This is a genomic window from Streptomyces sp. OR43, assembly GCF_008042275.1.
Classification (GTDB): domain Bacteria; phylum Actinomycetota; class Actinomycetes; order Streptomycetales; family Streptomycetaceae; genus Streptomyces.
In genome coordinates, this window is record NZ_RDBK01000041.1 from 38,183 (window position 1) to 49,350 (window position 11,168).

Below are 11,168 nucleotides of genomic sequence, written 5' to 3' on the forward strand. Positions count from 1 at the left end.
TCAACGAGCGCGGCGGATCCGGTTCCCCGCACGTGAGCGACGCCCGGAATCCGGACGCCGCTCCCCCGCACGCGGTACGTACGGCTCTACGGCACGAGGCTCCGGGCCTCTGCCGACCGCTCCCCGTGCCTGCCCACTCCGGCGGCCCGCGCGGCACCGTGCAGCGAACGCAGGGCCAGCAGGAGGAAGCCGATGTCATCGAGGTAGACGGGGTCCGGCAACAGGTCGACGGGCGACACCGTGTAGATCACCGCCGCCCAGAGCAGTGCCTTGTCGCGCAGCGGGATCCCGGCGTCGGCCAGCAGTTTCCTGGCGCGCAGGACCCGTACCAGGAGAACGCCGGCGACGCCCACCGTGAGCAGCACGAAAACTGCGCCGATGACGATCCAAGCCGTGGTGTCCATGCTTCATCGTGTACCCGGCTGCCGGAGAAACACCAGGCGGGCAGGGCGGCCATGGGTGTGACGCCGCCCTCGCCGTCAGCGGGGGTCCTTGGCCCGCCTGCGCGAGCGGCGCTTCAGCGCGCGCCGTTCGGTCTCGTCCAGACTGCCCCACACCCCGGCGTCCTGGCCGTTGTCCAGGGCCCATCGCAGGCACTCCTGCCGTACGGGACAGCCCCGGCACACCGCTTTGGCGTCCTCGGTCTGCACCAGCGCGGGACCGGTGCTCCCGATGGGGAAGAACAGATCGGGGTCCTCCTCGCGGCAGGCCGCGAGCATGCGCCAGTTCTCCATGGGTGGTCACTCTCCTGACGGTCGTCTTCGTCTGTTCGGCTCCGTACGCTGCGGGTGACCGCCCTCGGCTTTCCGAAACCCCTGCGGCACTTGGTGTGCGGCCGTCGAAGCTGCGGGAGTGGTGGCTCCGGGGCGACCATGGGAGACAGCGGACCTGCGTCCGGGCGCGAGGACTGCATGGGAAGGATCGTCTGTGGGCGGCACTGATGACATGCGGACCGGCTGGGGCGACGCGCGCGGGGAAGGCGTGCACCGGTCCCCGGAGGGAGGCCTGCTCGACGTCCTCGGTGTGGGCGCGATGGTGCTGGACACGGAGGGACGCATCGTGCTGTGGAGTCCGCAGGCGGAGGCGCTGCTCGGCTACGCGCCCGCGGAGGCGCTGGGCCGGTTCGCCGCACGGGTCCTCGTGGACGAGGAGCATTTCGAGCTGGTGCTGAGGCTGTTCACCGAGGTGATGAGCAGCGGCGAGGCGTGGGCGGGCGTCTTCCCCGTGCGGCACAAGGACGGCACCTCCCGGCTGCTCGAGTTCCGCAACATGAGGCTGCAGGACGACCGCGGCGACTTCTACGCGCTGGGGCTGGCGGCGGACGGGGCGACGCTGCGTGAGGTCGAACGTGATCTCGCGCTGTCCGTGCGCCTGGTCGACCAGTCGCCGATCGGCCTGGCGGTCCTGGACCACGACCTGCGCTATCTGGCCGCCAACCCCGCGCTGGAGCGGATGGACGGGCTGAGCGCGGCCGGCCACCTGGGCCGCCGGGTGGGAGAGGCGCTGCCGTTCCTGGATTCCGAGCCCATCGAGGCGGCGATGCGCGAGGTCCTCGACAGCGGTGTGTCACAGGTGTCGCACGAGGTGGTGGGGCGCACTCGGGCCGATCCGGGCACCGACCGTGCGTGGAGGGTTTCGCTGTACCGGCTGGACGACTCCGGGGGCCGGGTGCTCGGGATCGCCGTGTCGCTCATCGACGTGACCGACCGCTACCGGGCGGGTGCCGAGGCAGAACGGGCCCGGAACCGTCTGGCGCAGATCGCCGACGCCTCGGTGCGGATCGGCACCACGCTGGATCTGGAGCAGACGGCCCTGGAGCTGGCGGAGGTCACCGTGCCCGAGCTCGCCGACGTCTCCGCGGTCGATGTCCTGGACAGCGTCCTGAAGGGGCACCCCGGGCTGACCGAGGGGCCGATCCTGATCCAGGCCCTGGCCATCGTCGCGGCGCGGCCGAACCCCGTGGTGGAGGCGGCGGACCCGCCGGGTCACGCCGCCCAGTACGGCGCCGACCGGCTGATCACCCGCTGTGTGCGGACCGGCCGGCCGGTCCGGGAGCCGTACCTCGACGCGGGCATACTCGCGCGCATAGCCCGGGACAGCCGTTCGGCCGAGCTCCTCGCGCAGGCGGGCGCGCACTCCTACATGGCGGTGCCACTCATCGCGCGGGGCGAGGTCCTGGGCGCGATCGACCTCATCCGGACGGACAATCCGCTGCCGTTCACCGAGGACGACGAGCTGATGGCGTGCGAGCTGGCCGCCCGTGCGGCGGTCAGCATCGACAACGCCCGGCTGTACCGGCAGCAGCGGGAGACCGCGCTCACCCTCCAGCGCAGCATGCTGCCGCGCGACCACCACGATCCGGTGGGGCTGGAGGTGGCGTCCCGCTATCAGCCGGCCGCTTCGCGGTACGAGGTCGGCGGGGACTGGTTCGACGTCATCGGGCTGCGGCACGGGCGGACCGCGCTGGTGGTGGGCGATGTGATGGGCAGCGGGATCAACGCCGCCACCACCATGGGGCGGCTGCGGACCGCCACGCAGACCCTGTCCCGGCTCGGTCTCCAGCCCGCGGAGGTGCTCGGCCACCTCGACGAGATCACCGCCGACCTCGACCCGCCGTTCGCCACCTGTGTGTACGCCGTCTACGACCCGGACGCCGGACGGTGCCGGGTGAGCACGGCCGGTCATCTCCCGCCGGTGCTGGTCCCGGGGGACGGTGCGCCGCGTCTGCTCGATCTGCCGCCCGGGGCGCCGCTGGGTGTGGGCGGTGTGCCGTTCAGCGACGTCACCGTCCCGCTCCGGCCCGGCGACCGGCTCGTGCTGTACACGGACGGACTGGTGGAGACCCGGGAGGACGACATCGACAGCAGGCTGGACAGCCTGCTGGGGCTGTTGCGCGATCCGGATCCGTCCCTGGAGGAGTCCTGCGACCGGCTGCTGCGCGAGCTGCGGGCTCCCCAGGGCCACGACGACGTGGCCCTGTTGATGGCCCGGGTGCGCGGCTGACGCCGGGCCGGCGGCACGGAGAACGTGCCACCACCCCGCGTACGATCGGGTGATCCCGGTGGGTCAGTGTGCGCACCCGCGGTGCCGGCGGCGGTGTGCCGGCCCGCAGGCCCGGCGTGTGCCCGCGCCGAGGAAGCCCAGCCCGATGCCGAACATCCAGAAGTCCTTGGCCAGCGCGATCCCGTCCTGGGTCGGCCGCAGGCTGCCGGGTTCACGCATCCCCGGCACCCGCAGATACAGGCCGACCAGCCCGCCGGAGAACCCGGTGAGCGCCAGTCCGGCGAGCCTGGTCGGGATGACGGGGACCAGCAGACTGCCGCCCACCGCGATCTCGGACCAGGCCAGCAGCCGGGTGAACCGGCCGGGCTCGATCTTCTTGAGGAACGGGTAGGCGGTACAGGCCATACCGTGCAGTCCCTGCTGGGTCGCCTCGTCCGCCTTGAGCTTGCCCAGACCGGAATTGAGGATGAACGCGCCGGTGGCGATGCGCGGCGGGAAGTCGCGCGGTGCGGGCAGCGGCAGCATGGGTGCCTCCATGTGAGTCAGGTCGTCGGCCCCCGATCGAGCATAGCCAGCGGGCCTGCGGGACGCGCGCAGAGAACGGCCGTCCGTACCGCCCCCGGGACGGACCGGCTGCCCCACAAGGCCGTGCGCAGGACCTCGGCGAACTGCCCGGCTGCTCCCCATGAAGCCGAGGTGAGAACCTCCGGCCGGAGCCCGTAGCGGCCGGACGCCCGTACGGAGCCTCGGCCATACTGATCACGGCGGGAACGGAGAGGCGGAACAGTGGTCCAACAGCAAACGGAATACGACGTCTTGGTGGTCGGCGGCAGCGGAGTGGACACCATCGTCCGCGTCGACGCCCTGCCCGTGCCGCTCGCCGACTCGGTGATGGTCGGCCCGATCGAGGAGTGGCCCGGTCACACCGGGGGCAATGTGGCCCTCGGCGCCCGTGCACTGGGGCTCGAGGTGGCGCTGCTCGACTGCATCGGCGACGACTGGACCGGTGCGCAGGTGCGCGAGCGGCTGGCCAAGGGCGATGTGGAGTTCCACCCGGTGGTCTCGGCGGCGGGTACCCGCCGTGCGGTGAACCTGGTGGACGCGACGGGCCGGCGGATGTCGTTCTACGACGCCCGCGACCCGGAGGACCTGCGGATGCCGCAGGACTTCTATCTTCCCCGGCTGCGGCGCGCCCGCCATGTCCATCTGTCCATCATGAACTTCACCCGCTTCCTGTACGACGACATCGAGGCCCTCGGTGTCCCGGTCTCCACGGATCTGCATGACTGGGACGGGCTGGCCGTCCATCAGCGGGAGTTCGCGCTCCGTTCCGACCTCGTCTTCTTCAGCGCGGCGGTGACCGGTGACCGTACGCCCGCGCTGATGCGGGAGATCCTGCGTGAGGGCCGTGCCGCCACCGTGGTGGCGACGGCGGGTGCGGAAGGCTCCTACGTCCTCACCCGCGACGGAGGTCCGGACCCGCGCCACGTCCCGGCGACCGTGCCGCCCGCCCCGGTGGTGGACAGCAACGGCGCGGGCGACGCGTTCGTCACCGGGTTCCTGTACGGACGGCTCGAAGGCCGGGACGCCCTCGGGTCCGCCCGGCTGGGCGCGGTGGCGGGTGCCTTCGCCTGCACGGCACCCGGCTCCACCGCCCTGATCGGCCGGGAGGCCCTGCTGGCCGCCGACGGCCGCGCCGCGTAGGCCGTCGGCGCACGCGCGGACGCCCCGACGGGCCGGGACGGCCGGCTCGTCGGGGCGTCCGCCCGCTGCTGCCGGCCGCCTACTTCAGGTAGGGACCCGCGGTGCCGATCATGCCCGGGCCGTTCAGCACGTAGACGCGCAGGTTGCCCTTGCCCGGCGCGGCGACGGTGAGCTTCCCGTCGGTGACGACCCGCGTGTCGCCGGTTACGGCGTCCTTGTACGTGCCATTGGGGATTCCGGTGTACGAGGCTCCGCCGGTGACGGTGACGAGGGCGAAGCTGTCCGTCGTGCCACTGGTGTACCGGCGCTTGTACGCCATCTGGCCGGTGATGCCCTCGGTGGAGTACTGGCCCATCTGCAGAGCCGGGACGGCCCGGCGGATCTCGTTGAGCCGCTGGACGTGCTTGACCAGGGGCTTGGCCAGCGTGTTGGCGACCTCACCGGTGGCGGAGTCGACCTTGGAGAACTCCGAGGACGTGACGTTCCCGGCGAGGTGGTCGCCGTAGTAGGCCCGTCCCGTCGTGGCCAGCGGGCAGGTGGGGCCGCAGTCGATCTTCTTGCCGGCCTGGAACTCGATCTCCGATCCGTAGTAGAGGGTGGGGATGCCGCGGAAGGTCCACATCAGGGCCATGTTCTCGGCCCAGGCGTCGGTACCGCCGGTGTAGCGCTCGCTGCTCTTGTTGGGCCCGTAGTCGTGGCTGTCGACGTAGACGACGTTGTAGGTGGCGTCGTTGGTCGAGTCGTCGGAGTCCTTGCCGTTGTTGTAGGCGTTCGTGGCGTCCCCGAAGTTCATGTGCATGCGCATGTCGATGATGTTCATGCCGGAGAACTTGCTGTGGTCGGGGGCGTGGTACGTGTTGCCGTTCAGGAAGGCGTTGTCCGAGGTCGGCTGTGCGCCGGTGCCGAGCTGGTTCTCGTAGTCGTACATCTCCAGCGCGGCCTTGGCGTCGTCGGCGGCGTACTCCTTGCGTTCCTTCCAGGTGAAGAACTGCGCGGAGTGGTTGACCGAGCCGCGGTTCCACTTGTCGTTGACGAACGCGCCGACCTCACCGAAGACCAGGAAGTTCTGCGCGGCCTCGGCGCCGAACCGCTGGGTGACACGCTCCTGGATCGCGGGCAGGAAGCGGCGGTTCCAGGTGGTGCGCGGGATATGGACGGCGGTGTCGATGCGGAAGCCGTCGACGCCCATGTCGATGTACTTGTTGTACGCGCCGATCAGGTAGTTCTGCACCGGTGCGGACTCGGTGTTGAAGTCGGCGAGGTCGTCGTGCAGCCAGCACGAGCGGGAGTCCTCGCCTTCCCAGTTCCCCAGCCAGCAGTTGTGGTAGTACTCCTTCGGGAACATGCCCGACGTGGGGTTGGGCCACTGGCAGTTGTAGATCCTGTAGCCCTCGGGCGAGGTGGCCCCGGTCGCCTTGCCCCAGTTGAGACAGGTGTTGCCCGCGGGCTCGGCCGTGGACCACAGGTCGCCGTTGTAGTACGACTTGCCGCTCTTGGGGTCGACGGTCAGGCCGTCGTACTCGAAGCCCTCGTTCTTCTCGTCGTAGTACCAGCTCCACTGGCTGTCCCGGACGCCGTAGACGGTCGGGGTGAACAGGCCCTTGGCGCCCCAGCGCGAGGAGTGGTTGTAGACGACGTCCTGGTAGATCTTCACGCCCTTGGCGTGAGCCGCGTTGATCAGGTCCTGGTACGAGGCTCCGGCGGACTCCAGGCGCGAGTCGACCTTGTAGAAGTCGTAGCCGTGATAGCCGTGGTAGTCGTAGTCGGACCGGTTCAGGACGACCGGGGTGATCCAGATGGCCGAGAAGCCGAGGCCCTTGATGTAGTCGAGCTTGTTGACCAGGCCCTTGAAGTCACCCCGGAACATGGGGTCGTTGTTGGCGGCGTTGCCGGACTTCACGTCCTGGCTGCCGCCGCGGTTGTTGCCGGCGTCCCCGTCGTTGAAACGTGCGGTCAGGACGAAGTAGATCGGGTCCTTGCGCGGGTCGGTGCCCAGTGGCTTGCCCTGGGCGGCCGTCGGCGGCCTCACCCCGGTGGTCGCCTTCGCTGCCGCGGAGGCGGCGGAGGTGTTGCCCGCCGCGTCGACCGCCTTGACCGTGTAGGTGTAGGCGGTCTTCTCCTCCAGGTTCGACTCGGAGAGCACGGTCGAGCTCACATCGGTGACGACGCAGCCCTTGGCCCCTCCGGTCCGCGTGACCTGGTACTTGGTCACCTTCTTGTTGTCGGAGGAGGGTTCCCAGGAGAGGATGACGGCCACCCCGTCGGCCTTGGCCGTCACCGCGGTGGGCACGGTCGGTGCCTCGGTGTCCGGCGGCTCGGCGACGCACGGGTCCTTGGCGTCCTTGGCCACCGCGCGGTCCTTCACGGTGCTGACGCCGGCGGGGATCGTGTAGTTGCCGCCGTTGTTGTTGTCCCAGACCCCGTTTCCGTTGTTGAACACGGCCTGCATCGAGGTGGCGGTGCCGAGGTCGACCTTCTTCTTGACCCAGCCGGTGCAGGCGGGCTCCATGCCGACACCCGGCACCGTGGTCCAGGAGCCGCCGGCGGGCTGGTAGTGCAGATTGGTGGTGGTCCAGCCGACCGTGGCCGTCGAGTAGTACACCGAGGCGGTGTTCGCGCCGTCGCCGGTCGGGCTCGGGTCCGGGCCGGTGCCCGCGCACGGGTCGCTGTGGGCCACGACCCCGTCCTTGACGGTGACGTTCCCGCTGCCCAGGTCGTAGTTGTTGCCGGCGTTGTTGTCCCAGACACCCGAGCCGTTGTTGAAGGTCGCCTTCAACCCCGCCGCGGTACCGAGGGAGACGGTCTTCTTGACCCAGTCGGTGCACGCGGCCTCCATCGCCACGCCGGGCACGGTGGTCCAGGAACCGCCGTCCTGCGCGTAATGCAGGTTGTACGCAGCCCAGTTCTTCGTCTTGGTGTAGTAGAAGACGGTCGTGGAGGTCTCGGCGGCGGCTACGGGCTTGGCGTCGAGGTCGGGCGTTCCGGGCAGTGCGGTGAACAGGCCGAGTACTGCGGCCGCGGCCGTGGCTGCCGCCAGGGGGCGTCTCAGCAGCCGGTGAGGGGTGCGTTTCATCGGTGTCTCCAGGGAAGGGCCACGGCGACGGCGAAGCCGCGGCGTCCAGGACGCAGGAGTCGGGGACCTGCGTCGTCCCGCCGGAAACCCTGACGCGCCTCAAGGTCCGAGCGATGGGGGCGGTCCGGCTGAAATGCCAGCCGGAATGTTGCTGCAATCTCTTGCAGCTCGGAAGTTACCGGCACATGACAAGGCCGTAAAGAGGTCCGGCGGCACCCGCCGCGCTCTCCCCATACGGACGCAGTGATTCCGGACATCCGGGCCGCCCGCACCGCCCGGTACGGCTCAGAGCGGCACGGTCAGCTGCGCCTGCACGTGGGCGCGCATCACGCCGGCCATGTCCGTCGTACAGTCGCTGAGGAGCCACTGCGTCTGAAGTCCGTCCATCAGCGCGATCAGCTGCTGCGCCGCCTCGCCGGGGTCGATCCCCTCCCGCAGGGCCCCCGCGTCACGGGCTTCCCGGTACGAGACCGCGGTACTCAGGACCAGGTTGCGGTACCGCTCGACGAAATAGGCGTGAGCCGGGTGCTCGGCAGAGGTCGCCTCCGCGGCGATCACGGAGAACAGTTCCACGATTCCCCGCCGTTCGGCGTTCAGCACAGCGAGGTCGACCAGCCGGCGCAGACAGTCCACACCCCGGGGCTCACCGAGGGAGAACAACTCCCCGTCCACCTTGTCGCGGTGTTCGAGAACCGCGAGCAACAGCGATCCCTTCGTCGGGAAATGGTGCAGCAGGCCCGGGTGCGAGATACCGCAGCGGGTCGCGATCACACGCAGCGAGGCACCCCGGTAGCCCGCCTCGCCGAACAGGGCCATCGCCTGGTCGAGGATCTCCACGCGCTTGGCGCGGCCCTTCGCATAGCCCCGAGGCGCCTCACCCGTCACTCGTCACTCTCCCGGTCGGTTCGGACGGCACCCCTGCGTACCGTCGCAAGCCACATACTTACCACCCGGTCGGGATTCAGCGTACGGTGGGTCCCTGCGGCCGAGTTGTGCCGTGCCGCGCCCTCCCGCCGACGCTGTGAAAGGAACTCCCGTGGGCTCCTCCCTGCCTTACCTCGACCCCGCTCTGTCCGTCCCGGAGCGCGTTGCCGATCTGGTCGGCCGGATGACGCTGCCGGAGAAGGCCGGCCAGATGCTGCAGCTGAACGCGAAGGACGGGGTAAGGCACCTCATCGAGGAGATGCACGCGGGATCGATCCTGCATGCCTCCCCCGACCGGGTTCTGGAGGCTGCCGCGCTCACCGAGCGGACCCGGCTGCGGATCCCGCTGCTCGTCGCGGAGGACTGCATCCACGGCCACTCGTTCTGGGAGGGTGCGACGATCTACCCCACCCAGCTCGGCATGGCGGCGACCTGGGACCCGGAGCTGGTGGAACGGATCGCCCGGGCGACGGCGGTCGAGGTGGCGGCGACGGGCGTCCACTGGACGTTCTCCCCGGTCCTGTGCATCACCCGGGACCTGCGCTGGGGCCGGGTGAGCGAGACGTTCGGTGAGGACCCCTTCCTCATCGGCGAGCTGGCCTCGGCGATGGTGCGCGGTTACCAGGGCGACGGGCTGGACGACCCGACGGCGGTCCTGGCGTGCGCGAAGCACTTCGCGGGCTACTCCGAGACCCAGGGCGGCCGGGACGCGAGCGAGGCCGACATCTCCCGGCGCAAGCTGCGTTCCTGGTTCCTGCCGCCGTTCGAGCGGGTCGCCCGCGAGGGCTGCCGGACGTTCATGCTCGGCTACCAGTCCATGGACGGCGTGCCGGTCACCGTCAACAACTGGCTGCTGAACGAGGTGCTGCGCGGCGAGTGGGGCTACACGGGCACGCTGGTGACCGACTGGGACAACGTCGGCCGCATGGTGTGGGAGCAGCATGTGTACGCCGACCACACGCAGGCGGCGGCCGCCGCGGTCCGCGCGGGCAACGACATGGTGATGACGACGCCGGCCTTCTTCGAAGGTGCCCAGGAGGCGGTCGCCACCGGCCTGCTCGACGAGGCGGAGATCGACGCGGCGGTCCGGCGCATTCTCACGCTCAAGTTCGAGCTCGGCCTCTTCGAGAATCCGCGCCACCCCGACAGCGAGCGCCAGGCCGCGGTCATCGGAAGCGCGGACCACACCGGGCTCAACCTCGAAGCGGCGCGCCGATCGCTGGTGCTGCTGGCCAACGACGGCACGCTGCCGCTGGCCGGCGGCTTCGGGGCCGGTCCCGACGGCCGCGCGGTCGCGGGTGCCGGATCGGCGCCGCGTACGGTCGCCGTCATCGGGCCCAACGCCGATGACGCGCAGACCCAGCTCGGCGACTGGGCGGGCTCGTCGGGCCAGGCGGACTGGCTGCCGGACGGGCATCCGCGCGCCATGATCCGTACCGTGCTGGACGGCTTCCGCGAGCATGTGCCGGACGGCTGGACCGTGACACACGCCCGGGGTGCCGACATCCTGACCGTGGGCCCGGACCCCGAGGGCGCGTTCTTCCCCGACGGGCAGCCGCGGCCGGAGATCGTCGTCCCGGCGGAGCCGTCCGAGGCCATGATCGCCGAGGCGGTCGCCGCCGCGGAGGCGGCCGACCACGTGGTGGCGGTCGTGGGTGACCGCATCGAGCTCGTCGGCGAGGGCCGCTCCACGGCGACCCTGGAGCTGATCGGCGGCCAGATCGCGCTGCTCGACGCGCTCGTCGCCACGGGCAAGCCGGTCGTCGTGGTCGTCATCAGCTCCAAGCCGCTCGTCCTGCCGCCGTCCGCCCACCGCGCAGCGGCGATCGTGCACGCCTTCAACCCGGGCATGCTCGGCGGCCGGGCCGTCGCCGAACTCGCGCTCGGCCTGATCGAGCCGTCCGGCCGGCTGCCGCTCTCCTTCGCACGTCATGCGGGGCAGCAGCCGACGTACTACAACCAGGTCCGCGGCCAGCACGGCACCCGCTACGCCGACCTGACGCAGCGTCCGGCGTTCGTGTTCGGCGAGGGCCTCAGCTACACCACGGTCGCGTACTCCGGTCTGGAGGTGATCACCGACGTGCTCGGAACGGGTGACACCCTGCGGGCGCGGGTCACCGTCCGCAACACGGGTCAACGTCCCGTGCTGGAGACCGTGCAGGCGTATGTCAGCGACACCGTGACCTCCGTGACCTGGGCGGAGAAGGAGCTCAAGGCCTACCGTCAGGTGCGGTTGGCCCCCGGCGAATCGCGCGAGGTCGTCATCGAACTGCCGGTCGCGGAGTGCAGCCTGGTGGACGCCGAGGGCCAACCGCACCTGACGGTAGGCCTTGAGCTCCTTCTCCGCCCAGGTCACGGAGGTCACGGTGTCGCTGACATACGCCTGCACGGTCTCCAGCACGGGACGTTGACCCGTGTTGCGGACGGTGACCCGCGCCCGCAGGGTGTCACCCGTTCCGAGCAC

General features: G+C 70.4%; 8 protein-coding genes. 3 read left to right on the forward strand and 5 right to left on the reverse strand.

What is annotated here, in order from left to right; genetic code table 11:
• Window positions 1–86: 86 nt before the first annotated feature.
• Both EAO72_RS18105 and EAO72_RS18110 read right to left on the reverse strand, forming a co-directional pair.
• Window positions 87–404: a YkvA family protein gene (locus EAO72_RS18105; protein WP_148018379.1), complete on the reverse strand. Its 318-nt coding sequence runs from the start codon at window positions 402–404 to the stop codon at window positions 87–89.
• 75 nt (window positions 405–479) lie between these two features.
• Window positions 480–734 (reverse strand): WhiB family transcriptional regulator, encoded by a 255-nt coding sequence (locus EAO72_RS18110; RefSeq protein ID WP_148018380.1) that lies wholly within the window; start codon window positions 732–734, stop codon window positions 480–482.
• 211 nt (window positions 735–945) lie between these two features.
• Here EAO72_RS18110 and EAO72_RS18115 point away from each other — a divergent pair, with 211 nt between their 5' ends.
• Window positions 946–3,003, forward strand: a complete 2,058-nt coding sequence (locus EAO72_RS18115; RefSeq protein WP_148018386.1) for a SpoIIE family protein phosphatase — start codon at window positions 946–948, stop codon at window positions 3,001–3,003.
• Window positions 3,004–3,066: 63 nt separating this feature from the next.
• Here the strand turns inward: EAO72_RS18115 and EAO72_RS18120 are convergent, their stop codons facing one another.
• Window positions 3,067–3,528 carry a hypothetical protein gene (locus EAO72_RS18120; protein ID WP_148018387.1) on the reverse strand — a complete coding sequence of 154 codons (462 nt, stop codon included), beginning with the start codon at window positions 3,526–3,528 and terminating at the stop codon, window positions 3,067–3,069.
• Between the two features lie 261 nt (window positions 3,529–3,789).
• On the opposite strand from EAO72_RS18120, the gene EAO72_RS18125 reads away from it, so the two are divergent.
• Window positions 3,790–4,707, forward strand: coding sequence for a carbohydrate kinase family protein (locus tag EAO72_RS18125; RefSeq protein ID WP_261991553.1), 918 nt, complete (start codon window positions 3,790–3,792; stop codon window positions 4,705–4,707).
• A gap of 79 nt (window positions 4,708–4,786) precedes the next feature.
• Here the strand turns inward: EAO72_RS18125 and EAO72_RS18130 are convergent, their stop codons facing one another.
• Together EAO72_RS18130 and EAO72_RS18135 are read right to left on the reverse strand one after the other, a co-directional pair.
• Window positions 4,787–7,780: a carbohydrate binding domain-containing protein gene (locus tag EAO72_RS18130; protein WP_148018381.1), complete on the reverse strand. Its 2,994-nt coding sequence runs from the start codon at window positions 7,778–7,780 to the stop codon at window positions 4,787–4,789.
• A 285-nt stretch (window positions 7,781–8,065) separates the two neighbouring features.
• Window positions 8,066–8,665, reverse strand: a complete 600-nt coding sequence (locus tag EAO72_RS18135; RefSeq protein WP_148018382.1) for a TetR/AcrR family transcriptional regulator — start codon at window positions 8,663–8,665, stop codon at window positions 8,066–8,068.
• 151 nt (window positions 8,666–8,816) lie between these two features.
• On the opposite strand from EAO72_RS18135, the gene EAO72_RS18140 reads away from it, so the two are divergent.
• A partial coding sequence (locus EAO72_RS18140; RefSeq protein WP_148018383.1) for an exo-beta-d-1,3/1,6-glucosidase occupies window positions 8,817–11,168 on the forward strand: 2,352 nt, incomplete at its 3' end.

Bases quoted from the DNA above. Each gene is read 5' to 3' on its own strand.
- EAO72_RS18105 (WP_148018379.1), bottom strand. From the start codon at position 404: ATGGACACCACGGCTTGGATCGTCATCGGCGCAGTTTTCGTGCTGCTC.
- EAO72_RS18110 (WP_148018380.1), bottom strand. From the start codon at position 734: ATGGAGAACTGGCGCATGCTCGCGGCCTGCCGCGAGGAGGACCCCGAT.
- EAO72_RS18115 (WP_148018386.1), top strand. From the start codon at position 946: ATGCGGACCGGCTGGGGCGACGCGCGCGGGGAAGGCGTGCACCGGTCC.
- EAO72_RS18120 (WP_148018387.1), bottom strand. From the start codon at position 3,528: ATGCTGCCGCTGCCCGCACCGCGCGACTTCCCGCCGCGCATCGCCACC.
- EAO72_RS18130 (WP_148018381.1), bottom strand. From the start codon at position 7,780: ATGAAACGCACCCCTCACCGGCTGCTGAGACGCCCCCTGGCGGCAGCC.